The following is a 22,722-nucleotide window of genomic DNA, read 5'->3' as shown; positions in this document are numbered from 1 at the left end:
AAAAAAATCCAATAATTACCCAAAAGGTTTGTTTTATATATTCATTCTTAGTTAAAGATCCACTAATATTGTAATCGCTAGAATAAATCAACAATATACCAACAAAAGAAACTATAAGTAAGCTTATCAAAGCCAAATAATCATAATTTTTTCTAAAAACCATTAATCTACCTAATATACCATGGTCTATAACCTTTGATAAGATCTTCATAGCTTTGATTTGCAAAAATGCCTTGCATTATTAAATCCGTAGATTTTGCAGGCCACCAATCCACATTACTTTTTGCCTCAACCAAACTAAAAACAATAATTTGATTATCGGCTGAACCGTTATAAGGCGCAAGTCCAATAAAAGAACTATTTTCAAAACCATCTATTCCAGTTTGACCAGTCCCTGTTTTTCCTCCAACCTCAACAGCTTTTGTAAGGACTGCATATTTTGCTGTACCATAAGTTACAACACTTCTCATATATTTTTTAAGAAGTTTAAATGTGTTTTTACTAATAAGATTTGTCTTTCTTAATATTTCTGGTTTATTCTCAAGAATAACTTTATTAGTACCACCTTTTAAAATTTTATTTACAATTCTAGGTTTATATACAACACCTTCATTTGCAATCATAGCAACCATATTAACAATCTGCATAGGAGTAGCATTTAAAAATCCTTGGCCTATTGAAAAATTTACAGTATCTCCTCCTACCCAAGGTTGATTGAAAGTTTTTTCTTTCCACTCAGGACTAGGAAGAAGGCCAGCTACTTCATTTGGCAAATCAATTCCTGTTTTTTCTCCAAAACCAAATTCTTTTGCATATTTTCGAATTCTATCAACACCAAGATACTTAAGACCAAGTGTATAAAAATAAACATTAGAAGAATGTGCAATTGCCTCTTCTAAATTAACATATCCATGACCACCGGGCTTCCAACAATGAAAAATTCTATTTCCAACTTTAAAATATCCAGGACAATAAATTTTACGATCTTTATCTATAACTCTCTCTTCAAGAATAGCAGCAGCAACAACTAATTTAAAAATAGACGCTGGCGGATAAACAGATTGAATTGCTTTATTTAAAAAAGAGTAGTCCTCCTTATTATCTTTATTGTAAACATCTTTCATAGAATAATAAGGATAATTGTGAAGAGCAAGAACAGCACCTGTTGATGGTTTTAATACCACAATAGAACCATACCTTTTGCCTAAAGCATTCTTGGTAAGATCTTGAATATCTTTATTAATATTAAGCACAACATCATTACCCGGTACCATATTTCTTATAATAGAACCATCGTCTATTCTTCTCTCTTTAGAGTCTACTTTGTATTTTATTAACCCCTCTTGCCCTCTAATATAATTATCATAAACTTGCTCAATGCCTAACTTTCCAATCGTAGAAGTATTATCATATCCACTAACATTGTAAAACGTTCTAAGCTCCCTTTGATTTATTTGCCCAACATAACCGATTGAATGCGAATATGAATCGTCAACTAAATAGTTACGCTTAAAAGAATAAGTCCATAAAAGAGCAGGATAATAAAACTTTTTTTCAGAAATTTTAAATAACATCTTGGGAGTAAGTTCAATTATTTCAACATCTTTAAGATATCCACCAGGCTCTTGAAGTTTAGACAAAATAATTGATTTATCAATATCTAGCGTGTTTGATAAAAAATCTATCATCTCAATTCTAGTGGCAGCAGGCATATTGTAATACTGTTGCAAACTTATCTTTAAGATAAACATAGTTAAATTATTTGCCAAAATATTGGAATTAGAATCTAAAATCTCGCCCCTTGAGGCATTGATTTTTTCCAATCTTGATAAAAAAACATTGGCTTCTCTGTCATAAAATAAATGCTTACCGATCTGCATTTGAAATAAAATTGCCAAATAAAGCACCATAATTACTATTAAAAAAAATATGGCGAACTTGTACCTAAAATTTTTTATAACACCCCCCACTAATAATCCTCTTTAAATGAATAAAAATTTCTAGTAAAATAATTTTGAATTGGATATAAAAAGTTAATAGACATTATATTTACAACAAGATCAAGGTTAAAAATTGAATAATTAAAAGATTTTAAATCTACAAAATCATAAAATACAATAGCTAAAAACCATAATATAACTTTTGAAAGAATAAAAAATATTGTCATGCTAAGCATATTTTTAGGCATGAACAACTTTATTTTATTGTTAAAATAAAGTATTATCGTATACCCAAAAACAAAAAATCCAAGTGGTAATCCTGTAAAATAATCCATAAGAAGACCATATAAAATACTAGATAATAATCCCACATTAAAAATAAAATTCAAAGAATTAAAAACTAGAAAAATTAAAAAAATATCTATTGAAAAATAAAAATAAGTTGCAAAGTAGTGTTGAAAAATTTTACCTAAAAATGCACTAGAAATAAAATATGTAAAAAATGCTGCCATTATTCACCCATCTCTTTGTTGTTTTTAAGAAGAAAAACATATTCAAGCTTATCTAAAGCTATAGCTGGCTCTACTTCTATTTTTAAAAGAGAATTGTAATCAAGAATATGAAAATTTGTAATCTTTCCAATATAAATACCAACCGGATATTCACTAAATCCGGCAGTAACAATAGAATCGCCTATTTTTAAATCTTTTTCAGCAAGTCTGCTAACGTAATTCATTTCAAGTTTTTTCCCATAACCATTGCCTTCTATAAGACCTATAAACCTACTACTTTGAATCCTTGCGGACACAAAATTTTCATAATTAGTCAAAGGCAAAATTTTAGCAGTATTGGAATAAACCTTTACAACTTTACCTACAAGACCACTAAATCCATCCTGATATGCAACCGCTATCATATCCTTTTCTATCCCATCATTAAAGCCTTTATTAATAGCCATTAAAGTCGATATATTTGAATAGTTTAGATATATAATCTCTGCCGAAATAAAATCACTAGAGCTTGATGAATAAAAATTTAATTGCTCTTTAAGACGAACATTCTCTTGCCTTAGTGACTGTATATTTTGAGTTACTATTTCAAGCTGCTGTATTCTTTTCTTATAAAATTCTATCTTGTCCTTGTAATTTTTGTATTCATTTACAGTTTTAAAAACATTTGAAATAAAACTAAAAATTCCATGCATTCTGCTTTGAATATAAGAATTAAGAGTAAAAAATAAAAAATTATCAGATCTTCTCTTTTGAATACTGCTTGAATCATAAATCATAAAAACAAGAGAAACTATCAATACTAAAAGTACTTTGATAAAATTCTTGAATTTGACAAGAAAATTCATAATTTATTCATTGATAAAACTGTAAATATTCTTACTAATGTCTATTCTATTGGCATAATCATAGAATAATCCAGCACCAACAGCTACAGAAAGAAGTGGGTTGTCTGCAACATAAACAGGAACTCCGGTTTCTTTTGAAAGAAGCCTATTTAAACCCTTAAGAAGAGCCCCTCCTCCTGTCAAAATGATGCCACGCTCAACAATGTCTGTAGCAAGCTCTGGGGGCGTTGCACCAAGAGTGCGCTTAACTTCATCTACAACAACATTTATAGGTTCTTGCAAAGATTCTCTTACTTCCATAGAATCAACAAGTTGCTTTCTAGGAAGACCAGTTACAGCATCTGTACCCTTAATGTCTATTTTTTCCACCCTTAAATTTTGAATATCAGGATATACATTTCCTATCTTAATTTTCAATTTTTCTGCTGTTTGTTGACCAATTATAATATTATGAGAATTTCTCATATACTTTATTATGCTCTCATCAAATTCGTCACCACCAGTCCTAATTGCTCTACTTACAACCATGCCACCAAGAGAAATAACAGATATTTCTGTAGTTCCACCTCCAATATCACACACCATGTGACCTGTAGGTTCAAAAATAGGAATATCAGATCCAATAGCAGCTGCAAGAGATTCTTCTATTACTTTAACTTCTCTTGCACCAGCATTCATTGCGCTCTCTTTTACAGCTCTTCGCTCAACCTCTGTAATACAAGTGGGTACACCTATTACCATTCTTGGCTTAAAAAATAATTTTTTACGAGAAAAAATTTGATTAATAAAATATTTGATCATCTTCTCTGTATTCTCAATGTCAGCAATAACTCCATCTCTAAGTGGGCGTACAGCTTTAATATTTTCTGGAGTTTTCCAAAGCATTTTTTTAGCATTCCTACCAACCGCAACAACTTTATTACCTTTGGTAATATCTATTGCAACAACAGAAGGCTCACTCATAACCACACCATAATCTTTGATATAAACCAATGTATTACATGTCCCAAGATCGATGCCAATATCTATCAAAAAAGACTTAAACAAATTCAAATCAACCTCCCTAAAAGTCTTCCAAAGTAATTCCAAGTCTCTCTCTTGCTGCTTCTAAATAAGGATTAAGATTGAGAGCTTCTCTCCAGTATTTTCTAGCTTTAGGATAATCTTTATCTTTCTTTCTATATATATCTCCTATTTTAACATAAACGCTAGAATTTGAACTATTAATTTCTAGAACTTTATTATAGTAATTAAAAGCATTGTCATAATCACCTTTATCTAATAGAATGTCTCCATAAAGTAAATATACCTTTTGAATTAAATTTTCATCTGTTTTCTCACCCTTTGAAAATTTCCTTTTCTCTTCTTCTATTATTTTTTCTATATACTCAATACTTTTGTTTATATCGTTCAACTTATAATTAACATAAGCCAAACTCCAAAGAACTAAATCAGATTTATTTTCATTAAAAGCTTTTTCAAAAAACTTCAAACTAGACTTATAATCTCTTAAAAGCTGATACGAATATCCCAAATATTCAAAAACATCTTCTTTAATGTTTACAAAATCAAAGTTATCAGCACTTAAGGCCTTCTTTAAAAATTTTACAGCAAGATCACTATAAAACTCTCCTTTATGAGAATATGCCTTTCCCAATATGTAATACAAAGGACTTATGGAGACTCCATCATTTATAGAAATTAAAAATCTTAATCTTTCTATGGATTTGTTTAAAAACTCTCCTTTTAGATATCCTTCATTAACTATTAAAGAATAATAAAAATATGAAAATCCCAAAAGTAAATTTAAATTAAAATCAAATCTATGATTTTTAATATCATTCTCAGCATAATCTATTATTTCTTTATACTCCTTTTTATCCCAGAGTGAAAGTAAATCAACTTCTGTTGGCCCCGCTTTTAAATAAGAACTAGAAAAAGATTTAAAATATGATAAAATGTAATAAATTAAAAAAATGAAAATGAAAATCATAAATGCGTAAAAAATATATCTTAAATATCTTATTTCCATTTAAAACTCTCTTTTAGGCTAATAAAATTAAGCTGACACCCATAAGCCGAGTTCTGTACTATGCCATCATCTCTCTTGTTTTTTTATCACTAAAAAAATCGTGCGATCTACCCGTAAGCATATCCTCAAGAACAAAGGGTGCTTACATACTTGATCTTGCTCCTAATGAGGTTTATCTTGCCTGTATTTATTGCTAAATAAGCGGTGAGCTCTTACCTCACCTTTTCACCCTTACCTTTTAAAGGCGGTAATTTTCTGCGACACTTTCTTAGGTTTAAAACCCCTAGGCATTACCTAGCATTATGTTCTTATTGGAGCTCGGACTTTCCTCTTAAGCTTTAATTAATATAAAACTAAGCGATGGCTGACTGCCAGCTTAAATAAAAAGTATCAAATTAATAAATTTTATTCAACAAGATCTGCCAAACTACCAGGAATTATTTCATCACTTATTCGAATTTTATCCTGATAATAAAGTATTCTACTGCAATAAGGACAAAATTTAATATCGTTGGGCTCACGCCTTACTTTGTTTGCAAATTCAATAGGAAGTATCATATGACAACCTTTACAAACATTGTTAACCAAAGGCACAACTCCATTTGATTTATTTCTTATTATTCTTTGAAATTTAAATAAAAAATCTTCATTCATTTTAGAAGCACAATTTAACTCTTCATCCTCTATTTCTAAAAGTTTCTTTTCAATTTCTAAAAGCTCAAGCTCAAAACTACTACTCTCGGCTTTAAAACATTCTTCTTCTTTGCTGTGCCTCTCGTTGATATCTAATATTTCCTTTTCTATTTTAGTTTTAAGTCCATTAACATGTGTCATTTTTTTTCTAATTGTAACTTCATCGTCAATAATAACCTGAAGTTCTTTTTCAAGAGCTTCATATTCTCTTTGCGTTTTAATGCTATCAATTTTTTCTTCAGCTTTGCTTTTCCTTGAATTAATATCTTGAATATCTAACTTTAAAGCAGAGTCTTCTTTTTGATACTCCTTAAACTTTTGTTGCAAATCAACAAGAACTTTAGACAATTCTTCAATCTGATTTTTTTTAGCCTCCAAATACTTGGGAATACTTTTTCGCCTTTCTTCAAGTTCAAACTTAGATTTATATATAACTTCAAGTTTTTTTAATGTATCAATATTATTTTCCATCAATCCTCCTGTTCAATTTAAATCTTCAAGATAATCTTTTAATTTTTGAGTCTTTTTGGGATTTTTAAGCCGCCTTAATGCTTTAGATTCAATCTGCCTAATTCTTTCTCTTGTAACATTAAAATGAAGTCCAACCTCTTCAAGAGTTAAAGAATAGCCATCTTCAAGTCCAAATCTCATTTTTACAACTTCTTGTTCTCTTTCAGGAAGAGTTCCAAGAATTGCTCTTATTTGATCTTGCAAAACTACAAAGGATGTGTGACTTGCAGGATTTTTTATTGCCTTATCCTCAATAAAATCGCTAAGAACAGAATCTTCCTCTTCTCCAATTGGTGTTTCAAGAGACACAGGCTCTCTTGAAACACTCTTTACAGTTTTGACCTTTTTAAGCTCCCACCCAAGTCTATCTGAAAGTTCTTCGTCTGTAGGATCTTTGCCTAAAACTTGAATTAAATATCTAGTTTCTCTGTTAAGCCTATTTATTTGTTCAATCATATGCACAGGAACTCTAATTGTGCGAGCTTGATCAGAAATAGACCTTGTTATGGCTTGCCTAATCCACCAAGTAGCATAAGTTGAAAACTTAAAACCCCTCTTATATTCGAACTTTTCAACAGCTTTAATCAATCCAATATTGCCTTCCTGAACAAGATCAAAAAAATGAAGACCCCTATTTGCATATTTTTTAGCAATGCTTACAACAAGTCTTAAATTAGCCTTAATCAGCTGATCTTTAGCATGCTGCATCATTTGTTTACCTTTAGCAATCTCTTCTGACATGCTTATTATTTTATCCGTTGGATATTCATAATACATCTCAATTCTCTCAAGTTCTTTTTGAGCAAGCTGAGCCTCTGTAATCTGCTCTTTAATAGCATCTTCTTTAAGCTTGAGAGATTTTTCTATCTCTATTTTTTTTTCAGTAATAGTTAAATCTCTTCCAAGTACCCTTAAATCTCTTATTTTTTCAATTTTTAATCTGCTTAAAATTATTCTTTGCTGTCTTTGTAAATCTTTTATTTTGTTAGCAGAGTCAATATAATCATCCGAAAAAATCCTTAGCTCCTCTTGATACAAAGGAATGTCTCTTAAAAGCTCCTTTAGGGCCAATCTTTCCTTTTTTAAATTCTTTTCAAAAATATCTCCCCCAAGATCATACACCCTATGCTTATTATCTACATAACTTATTAAACGATCTTGAATTGGCTTTAAAGGAATTTTGTAAAAAGAGGCAATTCTTTTTTTTTTATTATAATAATCCGGGCTACTCTCTTTATCCTTATCTTTTTCTCTTTTAAAAAACTCTTCCCTTTCCATTCTTGAGTAAATAGTATTCACAAGATTATAATAATTTTCTATAACAAGTCCCTCATTCTTAAGAATATTTTCAATTATACTCTCTCCAGAATCCATTTGCTTTGCAAGTTCAACTTCTTGATTTCCTGTTAATAAAAACTCTTTTCCTATTTCCTTTAAATAAAGTTTGATTGGATCTTCTGAATGACTATCCTTTAAAACATTGCTTTTAATATAACCTGAACCTAAATCATCCTTAAAAGAAATATCTTCTTCGTCACAATCATCCAGCTTAACATCAATATCAATATCTTCCTCATCACTTTGAAAACCATCATCTAAGATCATAAAATTTCTATCAGATTCAATTTCAACTTCTTCCTCTTCATCATTTCCATCCTCGCTGACAACCGGATCTAATTCCGAAATTTTATTAACTAATCTTATTCCCCTATCCTCAAGTACCGAGCAAATACAATCAAGAATCTCTGGTTCTAATACGTCATCGGGAAGTAAATTTGATAATTCACTAAAACTAAGAGATTTTTTATCCCCCAAATGAGTAATAATACCCTCTATCAGCTTCGAATATTTATTTTCCAAATCCGACAAAACCTAACTCCCTGGAACATCATCTATGTAGATTTTTAAATTTTTTCTCTGCATATTTAAAAACATTAACTCATTTATTTGAATTTTAGCATTTACCAAAAAGTCCCCATCATATCTTTTTTTGCAAAGCAAAACACGAGAATCTAATTTTCTTCTCTTGATTGCAAGTAAAATATGAATGAGCATCTCATCATCCACTTCAAATTCAGAATTTAAAATTTCTTCAAAAAAAAATTCACTAACTTTATAGGTATCCTTTAATTTTTTTTTTAAATCCATTAATGAAAAATCTTTATTATTTTCAAATAAATTTTCAAAGCACATAAAAATTTTTCTGGCATCGATATTAATTAAATCACTATCAATGATATTGCGCCTTACTATGCTAAAATAACTAAAATTTTTCAACAAAGCTACTATTAGATACCTCTCATAAGAATCATCATTATGAGCATACAAATTTCTTTTATTATTGTCAACTACAAATCTTTCTTTTATTCTATAATAATCTTTTAATAAAGTTGCCACACCAACACCAAGTTTATTGCTTAGCTTGTCTAAAAAAATTTTTTTCTGAGTATCTACTTTTGATAAATTTATCAAATTTAAAAATAAATTAATCATGGCATTTAAATCTACAGTTTTATTTAAATCATATTTATTAGAATAAACATCCAAAAGATATTCAAAAGCATCACACCTATCATTTAATTTTTTTTGTAAGGAGTCTGCACCTTCACTTTTAAGAATATCCGCAGGATCAAGACCAAAATCCATTCTAAGAACACTAACATTAATATTAAATGGCAAACAAATTTGATAAGCTTTTAAAGTTGCAGAAAGTCCAGCATCATCACCGTCAAAAGAAAATATTATCTCATTAGCATATCTTTGGATCAAAGCTAAGTGTTCTTTTGAAAAAGCAGTACCAAGAGTAGATACAGCCCTTTTAATTCCAGATGTAAAAAAAGCAAGAACATCTATATATCCTTCTACCAATATAACTGATTTTGTAGATTTAATCTCCTCAAACCCCTCATAAAATCCATAAAGAAGTTCCCTTTTCTTAAAAACTTCAGTTTCACTTAAATTAATATACTTAGAACCTTTCCCATCTAAATCTCGACCCCCAAAACCAACAACATTTCCTTTAAAGTCTTTAATTGGAAAAATTAATCTTTGAGACAAAATAGAAGCTTTGAGATTCATTTTCGAAAACAAACCACTTTTTCTAAGTACTTCAGAAGAGTATCCTTTTGAAACTAAAAAATCATAAAGCTCCAAACCACTTTTAACGTTAAATGGTAAATATCCAAGATCAAATAAATTAACGATTTCCTTAGATATTCCTCTACTTTTTAAAACATAATCTAAAGCTTTTTTGTTTTGATGAAAAAAAAATTTAATGGTATTAATTAACCTAGAATTCAAAGAGTAAATTTTTGAAATCATGTCTTTATTTTCATTTTTATTTTCACTTTCTCGACTTATTTTCAAATCATCATAATGAATGCCGGATTTTTCACATAAAATTTTAAGAGCATCATTATAATTGATTTTTTCCATATCCATTAAAAATCCAATAACATCTCCACCCTTTTTGCATCCAAAACAATAAAAATATCCTTGCAAAGGGTTTACAAAAAAAGAAGGAGTTTTCTCAGCATGAAAAGGGCAAAGACCTTTATAAGCAGATCCTGATTTAACAAGCTTAATATACTGCTCCACAATAGCTACAATATCAAATTTGCTTTTAATTGAGGCTGCAGTTTGTAAATACTTCATACTGCTTAATCCTTAGTTATAAAATTTTTAATATAATCTTTTGCGCCTAAAAGATGTGAAGAATATTCTGATGAAAATTGATGTGTGCCCAACTTAGAGTCTTTTACCACAAAAAATAAATATTGCGTATTTTTGGGGAAAAAAGCCGCTTGCAGCGCAATAATACCGGCATTTGAAATTGGAGCAGGAGGATATCCTTTATGAATATATGTGTTATAGGGAGAATCTATCTCTAAATCTACAAAATAAATTCTCTTAGGATGGCTTCGTCCTAGCTCCTCTGTAATAACATATTCAATAGTAGCGCAAGATTGTAATGCCATACCAGATTTTATTCTATTATAAAACACCGAAGACATTATTGGAGCCTCACTTTTAACCCTATATTCACGTTCAACAATAGATGCTATTATTATCCTATTGTAAAGCTCTTTACTTGAATAATCACCAAGAACAACACCTATAGATTTAAGTTTACTTAAAAAATTATCAACAAATATGCGAACTACGTTCTTTATTTTTATACCCTTATAAAATTTATAAGTATCTGGAAATAAAAATCCTTCAAGAGAGTCGTAATCAAACCCAAGCTCATAAATAAATGATTTTTCGTTAATTAAAAAAATAAAATCTTGAATATCATCAATAACGGAAAATTCTTTAAGCTTTAAAGCAATTCTTCTGCTAGTATACCCTTCGGGTATTGTAACATCAATATTTACGTTAGAAGATCCCTTTAAAAACTCTTTATATATTTCAAATGTAGAAAGATTACCATTTATTAAATATCTCCCCTCTTTAAATTGTTTATCACTGCCTAAAATATACGAAATAAAAACAAGAAATAGTTCGGACTTAATTAATTTTTGTTTTTTCAATTCTTTAGCTATTTTTTTGACTCCCCAACCCTTTTCAACATTAAATTCATAAACTAAGCCATTTGCTAAAGAAGATAAATTTAAAAAATATATAAAAATTGACAAAATAGATCCTAAAAATAAAAAAAGAATAAACACTTTTCCAATTTTAATAAGCACAAAAATCTCCTAGCTAAACAAAAGTCTTTGCTAATTACACTTTGGCTATCAATTAAAATTTTTAATTGATAGCCAACATCATATTTTATAACCAATAATAACTTTTCTAAATAGACAAAATCACAAGCACCAAAATGAAACGACATAACACATTTAAAAGATCACAATCAAAAATTATAAAAAGGCAATCACTTATAATTCCACTAAAAATTGGGGAGGGTGGGATTCGAACCCACGTAGGCAAAGCCAACAGATTTACAGTCTGCCCCGGTTAACCACTTCGGTACCGCCCCATCATAAAAGCCGACTGTCGGAGTCGAACCGACGACCTGCGGTTTACAAGACCGCTGCTCTGGCCAACTGAGCTAAGTCGGCAAACAAAAACTAATAGTTAGTTTATAAAAATAAAATTCATTAGTCAATAGAATATTGATTAATAATTAATATAATCTTCCTACCAATCTATTTATTACCAGAAAGAAAAATTTTAAAAACAAGAGCACAAAAAAAAATTATAAAACTAAAAATTAAAATTAAATAATAATTAATTTTTTTCTTTTTCAAAAAATAAAAAAATATCAGCCTGGTAGATTCAAGACCAAAAGAAACAGAACTTAAAATAATAGTAAGATCAAGATAAAATTTCTGAAAATTGTAAACAAAAACATTGTAAGAACCAGCCAAAAACACAAATAAACTTAACAAAGAATTTAAAAACAATACAATAACCAAAATTCTAATAAAATTTGAAAAATGTCTTAGATTTTTTACTTTAAAAGCTTTCATGAAATTTATAAATTTTTTATTATAAAAAGTGCCTGATTTATGATTTCCAAAAGATTGCCAATAACATCGGCTAATGTTATTGTTTTATTTTCAGTTACCATTGATTTGTAAGAAACCGTTAAAGATTTTCGAATAAAAACATTCTGATTTTCCAATAAAGATAAACACCTCTTTTTAAGCTCAATAAAATAATCTACAAATCTATTTGAAACCTTATCAATAGAAACAGATTCATTTAAGCACCATTTAAAAACCCTTTCTCTATAAGGATCATCAACTTTACCATCTCTTTTATGCCTTTCAAACTCTTCATTTTTATAATCAATCTCAAAGTAAATATTATAAATTTCTTTTTTCAAAGCAGTAATATTATTTTCAATGTCAACATATATATTTCTTAAGTCATGATTATTAATTAATACGACATTATTTATAGTTCTTAAAACTTCCATCATTCTAACATCATATATGTTTTTAAAAAAATCATTAAGAAAATACAACTTTTTAAAACTATAACGACCAAGATTTAATTCATTAAAAATCTCACCTTTTAAATTCAAAATTACACTAGGATCTCTAACAAGACTTTTTATTTCTTTAATCACAAGAACTTTTAAAGAGCTATCACGATTTTTAATAGCCTGACCCATAACATTTAAAAATAAAATGTTTTCATAAAAATTTTTTAAATCAAAAAAAGGTACATATTTTTTAGGAGATGCAACAGGATTTTTGCAATATACTCTAAAAATATCTAAATAAGGTAAAGTCCGCGATAAGCCAATAATCTTAGATACAATCGATAAAACATTTTTCAATACATATTCTACTCGAGATATGTGATCTTCTCTTGAAATTATCTCTGAATTACTAATATCATCAGATATTGAAAAATAATTTGATATAATACTTTTAACGATATTCTCATCTATCTCAATATCTTTTAATGTATACAAAATGTCAAAAAAAGAATTTAAATACTTACTAATACTTGAAAAGCTGGTTCCAAATCCAACCTCAAGATCAACAATGCTAATATTTTCAGCATTATCCAAAAGATCTACATTGAAAAATGAAAAAAAAGATTTGTAAGGGAAAAACGCCAAACTATTAAAAACATAATAAAACTCAAACATATCAGAGACAATTTTATAAGTATTAGATGGAATAGAATTAATATACTCATTTATCTTGACCTTAAGAGATTCTTCTAAATCGTTTTGGGTTTTTTCTTTTTTTAAGAATAGCTCATATTCGCCCTCATCTAAAAAATCTTCCAAATTGCTCTTAGAATTAAGAATTTTGCTTTGAATAATTTCTAAAATAGTTTGCTCAACAACAATGCCACCTTTTTCTAATTTCCTAAAAAATTCTTTCAATTCCATTGAATATCGGTAAACACTAAAAAACATTTCTACAAAACCAACATGCAAACATTCTCTCTTAAAATCTATTACCGGATTTTTACACATTTCATTAATTTGATTTTCCAGGTTTTTTATAACATAAGCTTTATATATATCTTCTTTACTTTTATCTTTCTGAAAAAAATTCAAAATAGTCAACCACATTCTCATAAGAAATGATTCTTCCATTAAGCGCCCTGAAAGAAACTTTTCAAGCTGAGAATCAACATAAGGCTCATTGCAACTATTGGGTAAAACAAAATCGGAAGAATTCAAACCTAAGTTTTTTCTTATATCATTCATCAATCTATTTTTAGTTTCTTTCGAAAGTTGACCTATAGAGTTGTATACGCTATTGTTATTACCACTCATAAACCCCCAATAAAACCATTAAAAAAATAAAGTACTACTTACAACATACTTCAAATAAATTAAAATTGTAAATCAATTTTAGAAAAAAAATATTTACACTATAATATAATTTTATATGAATCTAGGCAAAAACAATCAAAATATAATTAAAATTGGTAGAATTTTTAAAAAAAACAACTACGAATTTTATTTAGTTGGAGGCGCTTTAAGAGACTTACTGCTTAATAAACAACCTTACGATTTTGATTTTGCAACAAATGCAACTCCTGAAGAAATAATAACATTATTCCCAAATAATAATATTAAAACAGGAATAAAACATGGCACAATTGGCATTATTTTTAATAAAAAAATCTTTGAAATCACCACATACAGAATAGAAAAAGAATATGAAAACAACAGAGCTCCCAAACAAGTAGAATACACTAAAAATTTAACTAAAGATCTTGAAAGAAGAGATTTTACAATCAATGCAATTGCAATGGATATTTTCAACTTCAAAATAATAGATTGCTATAATGGAAAAAAAGATCTTAATAAGAAAATAATAAGATGCATAGGAAATCCAAATAAAAGACTTGAGGAAGATGCCCTTAGAATACTTAGAGCAGCAAGATTTTCATCCACACTTAATTTTAACATTGAAAAAAATACTTTAATTTCAATGAAATATAAAAAAGAAAATATTTTAATGATTTCAAAAGAAAGAATAAAAAATGAATTTCACAAATTGTTAGAAGGCACAAATATACAAAAAGGAATTTATTATCTTAAAAAAGTTGATTTTTTTAAAAATTTTTTTAATCTAGAAATAAAAACAAAAGTAATCAAAAAAATTACTCTACTTGATAAAAACAAATTTTATCTAAAGGCAATCACAATATTGACAATTAAAAAACCTATAAAAGAACTAAAAGAAAAACTGACTTTACTTAAATTCTCAAATAAAGAAATTAAGCTAATTTTATTTTATAGAAGCATAATCGATAATAATAATATTTTTAATGTCAAAAAATTAAGTGATATTAGGTATTTGCTTAGCAAGAGCACAAGAGAACATTATAAAGAAATCATTGATATATACAAAGCGCTCAAAGGAAAAAAGAAAAAATATTTATTTATAATAAAAAACATAAAAAGAAAAAAATTGCTGAAAAATCCTCTCTCTTTAAAAGATTTAAAAATAAACGGAAAAGATATTCAAAATTTAGAACAAATAGAAAATAAAAATATAGGTAAAATTTTAAACATATTACTAAGCTATGTAATTGAAAATCCTAAGCTTAATACTAAAAATTATCTTATAAAAAAAATTAAATCCTTAAAGGTTAATATTTTCCATGGCTTTTAAAGCTACTTCAGCCGCTCTCATTTCGGCTTCTTTTTTAGATTTGCCCTTTCCGTTTGATATAAAATTTTCTCCAACATAAAGTTCTACACAAAAAACCTTATCATGGTCTGGGCCTATTTCCTTGTCTAACTTATAACTTGGTGAGATTTTATATTTCTTTTGAACATATTCTTGCAACAAACTCTTATAATCCTTAAAATCACCCCTATTAAACATCAATCTTATATACATATCAAAAAGCCCAACCACAAATTCTGTTGCTCTTAAAAACCCACTATCAAGATAAATAGCACCTACAAAAGCTTCAATAGCATCTGCAAGAATACCTTTTTTGTTTCGACCATCATTACTCTCCTCTCCTCTACCTAGCAAAATATAAGAACCAAGATTAATCTCTCTAGCAATATTAGATAGAGAATCTTCGCTAACAATATAAGATCTGGCCTTACTGAGCTCTCCTTCACTTTTATTTGGATAAGTTTTATAAAGATGATCTGTAATAATCAAATTAAGCACAGAATCTCCCAAAAACTCTAATCTCTCATTATTGCTAGACTTTTGATCCAACTCATTAGAATACGACGAATGGCTCAATGCTGTATTTAACAAATCAAAATTACTAAAATCAATGCTCAAATTTTCTAAAAATTCACTCAATTGAGCTTTTCTTTCACTACTCAGGCAAAAATCGGAAGAATTTTTCTTCATCAACCTTTTCTCTTTTTAATAAAATTAACAACATCGCCTACTGTCTCAAATTCATTGGCTTCGTTCTCTGGGATTTTATCATCAAAGGCCTCTTCAAGCAAATACAAAAGCTCATAAATATCCAGACTATCTGCATTAAGATCCTCAACAAATCTAGAGTCTATAGTAATTTCATCTTCTTTTTTATCAAGTTGCTCAGATATAATAGATCTAACCTTGCTAAAAATTTCATCATTATCCATGAATATACCTTCCTTACTACAAGCTACAAACCTATTTCTAGATATTGGTTATTCCTATAATATCCACATTTTAAACAAACCCTATGTCTCACTCCAAGGTTACCACAATTAGAACATTCTTGAAATTGTGGAATTTTTTTCCTCATATTTATACTACGCCTTGTTCTACTCCTAGATTTTGAAGGCTTAAATTTTGGAACAGCCATTACTTTCTCCTAACTACTTTTAAACTACATTAAATTATCTTAATAATATATATATTAATTAAGTCATTTGTCAATAAACTTAGATTTTAATCTATTGAACACCAATTCTGGAACAAAATTAGAAAGATCAACATCCTTTTTGCTCATTAATTCCTTTACAAAATCCGACCTTACATATAAATGTTCTGCACTACTTGGTAAAAATATAGTATCAATTTTAAAATTTAACTTATTATTAACAAGATATCTTTCAAACTCTATATCAAAATCATTAAAAGCCCTAATTCCTCTAACAATAAATTTAATAGAATTAATTAATGCATAATCAACAATAAACCCACTATACCTATCTACAAGTACATTTGAAAAATTTAAAGACAAAATGACATCTTTTGTAAGGCTAAACCTCTCGATATCACTTAGCAAATATTTTTTTGATTTGTTTTTAGCTACTAAAACAACAACTTTATCAAAAATAGCCAACGACCTTTTAATTAAATCAATATGGCCCCAAGTAATTGGATCAAAAGATCCTGGAAAAACTGCCACCTTCATATCAAGAAAGTCTAAACCCTCTATTAATATCTTTAAGAATTTTTTTACGCCATATTGGTTGTTCTTCTAAATTTTCAAATCCAATTTCTTTAATAATTTTAAAATATAAATATTCTCCTCTAGAAGATGTATCTACAATAAAAAATTTACCAGCACCTTTATAAACCAATTTTTCATTACTTGAAAGATTATTTTCAGCTGTTAATTTATTGATAGCACAATCAAAATGAACAGGTTTATCTTCATTTTCAACCTTTAAAGACATGCTAAAAACAATATCATTTATTTTTTTTTCACAAATAGCACAAGAAACATCAAGATTTATTCTTGTTTTAAATCTTATACTTTTTCTTCTAAATTTACCTTTAAAAAGATTTTGTTTATCTGTATTCAAAACCGTCGATTTATTATTAAAACTATTTGGTGGGGAAACATTTTGACTTTTGCTATCAGAATTTAATCTTTTATTCTTAAAGCCATAAAAACGTTTATTGTGTTTCTGAAAATTGCTACCCTTAAACTTACTTTGAGTATATTTCAAAATCAAATCTCCTTAACTACAAAAAATAAATATTTACTCTCAAAAAAATAAAAACAAATATTTAAGAACAAAATCACTCACATAGCCCGAAAGTTTTTCAAAAAATCAAAACTTTAAACCTTTAGCTTTTTAAAGACAAAAGTACAATTAAGCCTACATTGAAATTTAATAAGAATAGGTAATTAATGCTCTTAATCATAATAAACGCACGACCCAGTTTGCCAAAATTATTTCTCACAACAGTAAAACCTTACTAAAACTTGAATAAAAATTTACAAAACAAAAGATCAATCAAAATAATTTTTAATCTCAATCTAATTTGATTTATCTTATGAACTAATTTGCTAAAATATTTAAAATAATTAAAAACTAATGCTTAACTTTTTTAATATTAAGGCGCTCCTTTATCTTCATAGCAGCTTTACCGATTCTATTCCTCATATAATAAAGCTTTGCCCTTCTAACCTTTCCCCTTCTTAAAACTTCAACCTTTTCTATAATAGGAGAATATACTGGGAAAATTTTTTCAACACCTATTCCTGAAGAAATTTTTCTAATCAAAAATGTTTTGCCAATTCCCTTGTTTTGGAAAGAAATAACAATCCCTTCAAAACTCTGCAACCTTTCATTACTACCTTCAATAATTTTATAAACAACCCTTACAGTATCTCCCACATTAAAGACAAAAGCCTCATTTTTTTTATTTTGAGCTTCAATTTTTCTTATCAAATCCATTATCTTCTCCTATTATCTCTAAATATTTAAGGTATAAATCATATCTATTTTTCCTAGTTTTTTCTCTAGCTTTAACAAGTCTCCAATTCTTTATATTTTCATGATGCCCTGAAACAAGAACTTCTGGAACCCTTATTCCCATAAAATTATAGGGCCTGGTATAATGAGGATATTCAAGTAATCCATTTTTTACACCGAATGATTCTTCTAATAAAGAATTAGGATTTATTACTCCATCTAGCAACCTATATACACTATCTATTAAAACAAGAGCTGCAATTTCTCCTGAAGATAAAACATAATCTCCAATAGAAATCTCAAAATCAACATATAAATCTATAATACGCTGATCAATTCCTTCATATCTTCCACAAATTATAACAATTTCTTCTTTTTTTGACAAGGAATACGCCAATTCTTGGTTATACTTTATTCCAGAAGGACTTAAGAATATTGTTGTTTTTTTGGCAGATTCTACATGCTCAAGAGCAAAAGAAATCGGTTCGGCCTTCAATACCATCCCAGCACCGCCTCCATAAGGCAAATCATCACATCTTTTATGCTTATCTTTTGAAAAATCTCTAACATCAACAAGCTCAAAACTTACTATCCTCTTGTTAATAGCTTTTTTCATTATTGAATTTTCAAAAAATGGTTTAATTATTGCTGGAAAAAGAGATAAAACCGTAAATTTCATTTTAAAAGATCTAAAACCTTAAGCTCAATTGTTTTTTCTTGAGCATTTATATCTCCAATATATATATTCAAAAAGGGAATAAAGAAAAATTTAATACCCACTTTGACCTCAAGAAATACACTATTTAAATATTCAAAGAAAGCTACAACTTCCCCTAGTTTTTTATTGTTATTAACAACGGCATAGCCAACCAGTTTCCCCAAATAATATTCGCCTTCTTTTAAACTCGATGCAAGCGAATCATCAACCCACAATTCAAAACCAATCAACGGCTTAACTGCCTCTGGGGTATTAATTCTTTCGAACTTCAAAAATAAGGAATTACCCTTTATATTAACATCTATAACCTTAATTTCAATAGCAGGACTATTGCTTTTTTTTAAAAGAACCTTATTGTTTTTTAGATTAATAAAATCACAAAAATTATTGGATATGCTTTTAACCTTAGCATACCCATTAACTCCATAAGACGATAATATAACGCCTTTAATAAACATAAATTAATCTAAAATTTCCAATTGTACTCGCCTGTTGGTTTTAGCAGCACAAGCTCCAAGCAAAGTTCTAATAGCCCGCGCAATACGACCCCGTCTTCCGATTATCTTGCCCACATCGCTTTGAGAAACCCTTAATTCTAAAATAGTTGATTTTTCCCCTTCAATTACATTTAGTTTTACTTCATCTTCTTTATCTACAAGAGACTTTACTATAAACTCTATAAGCTCAATTTCATTCCCATACTCTTTCATCTAAACCTCCTGACTTTTCGCATTCAAGTTGTTTTTATTTAAAAGCGTTTTTACTGTATCACTTAAAATTGCTCCCTTGCTTATCCAATCCTTAATTCTATCTTCCTTAATTTTTATTTGATTTTGCTTCTCAACAGGATGATAATATCCAAGTTCTTCAATTGCTCTACCATCTCTAGGAGAAGTAGAATTCATAACTACAATCCTATAATAAGGCCTTTTTTTAGCTCCCATTCTCTTCAATCTTATCTTAACGCTCAAATTTATTCCTCCTTATTTTCCCCAAAGGGATGCAATCTTGCTTTGAAAATCTTTATTTTTCATCTTTTTCATAATCAAAGTTGTTTGATTAAACTTTTTTATGAGCTTATTAACATCAAAAACAGTCGTTCCACTTCCCAAGGCTATTCTTTTTTTTCTTGAGGGATTATTCAAAATCACTGGATTTATTCTTTCTTTTTTGGTCATAGAAAGAATAATGGCTTCTTCTTTATTAAAATTTTCTTCATTTAAATTATTACTATTTAGCATCGACTTTGAAACACCTGGTAAAAAACTTATAAAATTAGAAAACCCTCCTACTTGTCTAATGCGCCTGAATTGACTCAGATAGTCTTCAAAATTAAAATTGGCTTTTTTAATTTTTTCTTCAAGCTTAATAGCCTCTTCTTTGTCAACAACACTTTGAACCTTCTCTACAAGACTAACAACATCCCCCATGCCAAGAATTCTAGAAGCAATTCTTTCTGGATAAAAGGAATCAAGATCTTCGACTTTCTCTCCAACACCAATAAATTTAATAGGAACTGCACAAATACTTTTAAAAGATAATACGGCTCCTCCCCTAGTATCTGAATCAAACTTAGAAAATATTGCACCAGTAAGTCCAACGTTCTCATTAAATTCCTTAGCAATATTTACAGCAATTTGACCCATCATAGAGTCTACCACTAAAATGGTTTCTGTGGGTTGCAAAATCCCCTTGATTTTTTTTATTTCTTCAACTAACAAAGATTCAATCTCAAGTCGCCCTCTAGTATCAACTATTATAGAATCAAAAAAATTAGATTCGGCAAACTTCATAGACGCTTTAACAATTTTAATAGGATCTTTTTCCCCTTCAATTGAAAAGACTGGAACACCCACCTGGCCTCCCAATATTTTTAACTGCTCTACCGCCGCTGCTCTAAAAGTATCAGCAGCTACAATAAGAACTTTTCTATTTTCCTTTTTAAGCTTTAAAGAAAGCTTGGCACATGTTGTAGTCTTACCAGAACCTTGAAGCCCCAGCATAAGAATATAAGATTGTTTATTGGCAGGATGTAAACTAAGCTCATAACTTTTGCCTCCCAAAAATCTAACAAGATTATCATTGACAATTTTAATAAACTGAGACTTAGGATCAATACCCCTTAAAACTTTAACTCCTTTGGATTCTTCAATTATAGAATTTAAAAAACGCCTTATAACTCTTAAATTAACATCAGCATCAACTAAAGAATTTTTAATAATTTCAATAGCCTCTGAAATGTTTTTATCATTTATCGTAGATTTTCCAGAAAGGTAGTTTATAAAATTTCTAAAATTCGACCCCAAACTTTCAAGCATTAAAAATAACCCCTATTCTCAAAAATAATCTTGTCAAATATAAGATACAAAAAAAGTCAATATTAATCAATATCTCCTCCAGTCAAATAAAATTTATTAAAAATAACACTAGACGCAGGTCCAACAACAGAAACTTCAGTATCTAATAAACTAAGCTTTAATACTATATTCTCTTTATTGAGTTTTTTAATCTCTTCTTTTAACAAATCAAAAAAAGCTTTTAATTTAAAACTTTGGCCATAGAGTACTAAATAATTAAAATCAAGCATTCTTTGAATATTAATAATAATTATTGCCAAATACTTAACAGTATCTTGCATAATTTTATTTATAAAATCATATTTTTCATAAAGAGAAAAAATGTCATATATTGTAACTTTTTTCAATCTACCCTCATACTTTTCATAAAGCTCGGGAATCTCACCATTCATAAACTCTTTTGAAATCAATCTCTGCAAAGCAAAATTAGATATTAGCATATTGACACAACCCTTATTACCACAAGTTGGACAATTTTTTTCTCCTTCATAATCAATTATCATGTGACTAACCATACCTGATTTATTATTAAAACCAGGATAAACATTGCCGCCTGACCAAATTGAAAGTTCAGCAGTATCTGTGTAGTCAAAAAACATAATATTATCTATATTCTTACCCATAAATTCGGCAAGAGATAAATTTTTAACATAACTTTCAATATAAACTGTAAGTGAAAAATATTCCTCAAGTATTCTCTTAACAGGAACATCTTTTTCAATCCACGCTCCATAACTGTCATTAACAATGCCCAATTCTTTGTCTTTTATTAACCCTGTAATACTAAAACCTAAGCCAATAAACTTATCTCTTGAGAAATTGTGTTTCCAAATAATTTCTATCATATGATCTTTTATTTTTTCTAAAATATCATAAGCGCTAACTGGAGGCTCAAAAGAATGAGTTTCGCTTATTAAAACCTCGCATTTAAGATTAGCAATACCTATTTGAAAATAATTGCTAGAAATAATAACTCCCATTGAATACGCATAATCTTTATTAATATCAAGAAGTATTTCTTTTCGTCCATGTTTTTTAACATCAGACACCCTAGAACCAACTTCAATCAAAAGATTTTCTTTTATCATTTGATTAGTCAAAATAGTAACTGCAGCATTTGTTAAGCTTAACTTACGAGCCAAGTCTGTTCTTGAATATTGCATATTTTTCAAACTAAGAAGAATTTTTCTTCTATTTCCGCCTCTAATTGAAACCATATTTTCACCCTGCATAATACACCTCCTTTATTTTTAAAATAAAAAAATATTATAAAATATCATATCAAAAAAACCAATACAATATTCTATCTATTCTTATAAAGACAAACATGCCTTTATAAGGCTAAAAAATATTTTACATCATAATATAACATTCATAAAATATCAAAAACTTAAAGCTTAACAAAAAAGGGAATAAAATCATTTTTACATAAAAACTCATCAATAAAATTAATTGGGTTTAAAAATAATAAACACAAGAAAAGCCATTTTGCCTTAAAAACTAA

General features: G+C 28.4%; 24 protein-coding genes, 2 tRNA genes, 1 other RNA gene and 1 pseudogene. 1 reads left to right on the top strand and 27 read right to left on the bottom strand.

The genetic code is table 11. The annotated features are described in order from the left end of the window. The 15 genes and pseudogenes from LRB30_RS01750 to LRB30_RS01680 form a co-directional block, all read right to left on the bottom strand. Window positions 1-163: pseudogene (locus LRB30_RS01750) on the bottom strand (rod shape-determining protein RodA); the annotation flags it as partial. 4 nt (window positions 164-167) lie between these two features. Beyond that, window positions 168-1,970, bottom strand: coding sequence for a penicillin-binding protein 2 (gene mrdA / locus LRB30_RS01745; RefSeq protein WP_337924831.1), 1,803 nt, complete (start codon window positions 1,968-1,970; stop codon window positions 168-170). Beyond that, window positions 1,970-2,452: a rod shape-determining protein MreD gene (gene mreD / locus LRB30_RS01740; RefSeq protein WP_231018714.1), complete on the bottom strand. Its 483-nt coding sequence runs from the start codon at window positions 2,450-2,452 to the stop codon at window positions 1,970-1,972. The genes mrdA and mreD overlap by 1 nt, the downstream gene beginning before the upstream one ends. After that, window positions 2,452-3,297, bottom strand: coding sequence for a rod shape-determining protein MreC (gene mreC, locus LRB30_RS01735; protein WP_231014496.1), 846 nt, complete (start codon window positions 3,295-3,297; stop codon window positions 2,452-2,454). The genes mreD and mreC overlap by 1 nt, the downstream gene beginning before the upstream one ends. Window positions 3,298-3,300: 3 nt before the next feature. Next, the gene (locus LRB30_RS01730) at window positions 3,301-4,350 is read right to left on the bottom strand and encodes a rod shape-determining protein (protein WP_002557301.1); all 1,050 of its coding nucleotides are present in this window, start codon (window positions 4,348-4,350) and stop codon (window positions 3,301-3,303) included. Between the two features lie 10 nt (window positions 4,351-4,360). After that, complete coding sequence (locus tag LRB30_RS01725) at window positions 4,361-5,329, bottom strand: tetratricopeptide repeat protein (protein WP_231014497.1); 969 nt, start codon at window positions 5,327-5,329, stop codon at window positions 4,361-4,363. Between the two features lie 24 nt (window positions 5,330-5,353). Beyond that, an RNA gene (rnpB, locus tag LRB30_RS01720) (RNase P RNA component class A) lies at window positions 5,354-5,708 on the bottom strand. A 26-nt stretch (window positions 5,709-5,734) separates the two neighbouring features. Further along, on the bottom strand, window positions 5,735-6,493 hold the full coding sequence (locus LRB30_RS01715) for a zinc ribbon domain-containing protein (RefSeq protein WP_231014498.1): 759 nt from the start codon (window positions 6,491-6,493) through the stop codon (window positions 5,735-5,737). Between the two features lie 12 nt (window positions 6,494-6,505). Beyond that, window positions 6,506-8,401, bottom strand: a complete 1,896-nt coding sequence (gene rpoD, locus LRB30_RS01710) for an RNA polymerase sigma factor RpoD (protein ID WP_231014499.1) — start codon at window positions 8,399-8,401, stop codon at window positions 6,506-6,508. Window positions 8,402-8,404: 3 nt separating this feature from the next. Then, window positions 8,405-10,186, bottom strand: coding sequence for a DNA primase (gene dnaG / locus LRB30_RS01705; RefSeq protein ID WP_231018713.1), 1,782 nt, complete (start codon window positions 10,184-10,186; stop codon window positions 8,405-8,407). Between the two features lie 5 nt (window positions 10,187-10,191). Then, the gene (gene mltG, locus LRB30_RS01700; protein WP_231014501.1) at window positions 10,192-11,223 is read right to left on the bottom strand and encodes an endolytic transglycosylase MltG; all 1,032 of its coding nucleotides are present in this window, start codon (window positions 11,221-11,223) and stop codon (window positions 10,192-10,194) included. 211 nt (window positions 11,224-11,434) lie between these two features. After that, window positions 11,435-11,516 (bottom strand) — tRNA-Tyr (locus tag LRB30_RS01695). Between the two features lie 8 nt (window positions 11,517-11,524). Next, window positions 11,525-11,598 (bottom strand) — tRNA-Thr (locus LRB30_RS01690). A gap of 87 nt (window positions 11,599-11,685) precedes the next feature. Next, window positions 11,686-12,009, bottom strand: a complete 324-nt coding sequence (locus LRB30_RS01685) for a hypothetical protein (RefSeq protein WP_231018712.1) — start codon at window positions 12,007-12,009, stop codon at window positions 11,686-11,688. 5 nt (window positions 12,010-12,014) lie between these two features. After that, the gene (locus LRB30_RS01680; protein ID WP_231018711.1) at window positions 12,015-13,787 is read right to left on the bottom strand and encodes a DUF5312 domain-containing protein; all 1,773 of its coding nucleotides are present in this window, start codon (window positions 13,785-13,787) and stop codon (window positions 12,015-12,017) included. Window positions 13,788-13,902: 115 nt separating this feature from the next. On the opposite strand from LRB30_RS01680, the gene LRB30_RS01675 reads away from it, so the two are divergent. Next, window positions 13,903-15,138 carry a CCA tRNA nucleotidyltransferase gene (locus LRB30_RS01675; RefSeq protein WP_231018709.1) on the top strand — a complete coding sequence of 412 codons (1,236 nt, stop codon included), beginning with the start codon at window positions 13,903-13,905 and terminating at the stop codon, window positions 15,136-15,138. Here the strand turns inward: LRB30_RS01675 and rnc are convergent. From rnc to badR, 12 genes are all read right to left on the bottom strand, one after another. Beyond that, window positions 15,109-15,846, bottom strand: coding sequence for a ribonuclease III (rnc, locus tag LRB30_RS01670; RefSeq protein ID WP_231014685.1), 738 nt, complete (start codon window positions 15,844-15,846; stop codon window positions 15,109-15,111). The two genes, LRB30_RS01675 and rnc, sit on opposite strands and share 30 nt — an antisense overlap. Further along, complete coding sequence (gene acpP / locus LRB30_RS01665) at window positions 15,846-16,088, bottom strand: acyl carrier protein (RefSeq protein WP_004789379.1); 243 nt, start codon at window positions 16,086-16,088, stop codon at window positions 15,846-15,848. Before acpP ends, rnc begins: the two co-directional genes overlap by 1 nt. Before the next feature lie 23 nt (window positions 16,089-16,111). Next, window positions 16,112-16,294 carry a 50S ribosomal protein L32 gene (rpmF, locus tag LRB30_RS01660; RefSeq protein ID WP_231014686.1) on the bottom strand — a complete coding sequence of 61 codons (183 nt, stop codon included), beginning with the start codon at window positions 16,292-16,294 and terminating at the stop codon, window positions 16,112-16,114. 63 nt (window positions 16,295-16,357) lie between these two features. Then, window positions 16,358-16,849, bottom strand: coding sequence for a pantetheine-phosphate adenylyltransferase (coaD, locus tag LRB30_RS01655; RefSeq protein WP_231018707.1), 492 nt, complete (start codon window positions 16,847-16,849; stop codon window positions 16,358-16,360). A gap of 1 nt (window position 16,850) precedes the next feature. Beyond that, a complete protein-coding gene (locus LRB30_RS01650) occupies window positions 16,851-17,390 on the bottom strand; it encodes a hypothetical protein (protein ID WP_231018705.1) in 540 nt (179 codons plus the stop codon). 369 nt (window positions 17,391-17,759) lie between these two features. After that, the gene (gene rplS / locus LRB30_RS01645; protein WP_002557286.1) at window positions 17,760-18,125 is read right to left on the bottom strand and encodes a 50S ribosomal protein L19; all 366 of its coding nucleotides are present in this window, start codon (window positions 18,123-18,125) and stop codon (window positions 17,760-17,762) included. Further along, the gene (gene trmD, locus LRB30_RS01640; protein ID WP_231018704.1) at window positions 18,103-18,822 is read right to left on the bottom strand and encodes a tRNA (guanosine(37)-N1)-methyltransferase TrmD; all 720 of its coding nucleotides are present in this window, start codon (window positions 18,820-18,822) and stop codon (window positions 18,103-18,105) included. The genes rplS and trmD overlap by 23 nt, the downstream gene beginning before the upstream one ends. Further along, window positions 18,819-19,319, bottom strand: a complete 501-nt coding sequence (gene rimM / locus LRB30_RS01635; protein ID WP_231013817.1) for a ribosome maturation factor RimM — start codon at window positions 19,317-19,319, stop codon at window positions 18,819-18,821. The genes trmD and rimM overlap by 4 nt, the downstream gene beginning before the upstream one ends. A gap of 3 nt (window positions 19,320-19,322) precedes the next feature. Further along, window positions 19,323-19,571: a KH domain-containing protein gene (locus tag LRB30_RS01630; protein ID WP_002557283.1), complete on the bottom strand. Its 249-nt coding sequence runs from the start codon at window positions 19,569-19,571 to the stop codon at window positions 19,323-19,325. Further along, window positions 19,572-19,832, bottom strand: a complete 261-nt coding sequence (gene rpsP / locus LRB30_RS01625; protein WP_231013818.1) for a 30S ribosomal protein S16 — start codon at window positions 19,830-19,832, stop codon at window positions 19,572-19,574. Between the two features lie 12 nt (window positions 19,833-19,844). Further along, complete coding sequence (gene ffh, locus LRB30_RS01620; protein ID WP_231018703.1) at window positions 19,845-21,179, bottom strand: signal recognition particle protein; 1,335 nt, start codon at window positions 21,177-21,179, stop codon at window positions 19,845-19,847. A 62-nt stretch (window positions 21,180-21,241) separates the two neighbouring features. Beyond that, complete coding sequence (badR, locus tag LRB30_RS01615; protein ID WP_231013820.1) at window positions 21,242-22,450, bottom strand: host adaptation transcriptional regulator BadR; 1,209 nt, start codon at window positions 22,448-22,450, stop codon at window positions 21,242-21,244. Between the last annotated feature and the right edge of the window lie 272 nt (window positions 22,451-22,722).

This window comes from Borreliella americana, from assembly GCF_021043605.1.
In the GTDB taxonomy this organism is placed as follows: Bacteria; Spirochaetota; Spirochaetia; order Borreliales; family Borreliaceae; genus Borreliella; species Borreliella americana.
The sequence above is the reverse complement of the archived record's forward strand: the minus strand, read 5'-3'. Positions and strand labels throughout refer to the sequence as shown.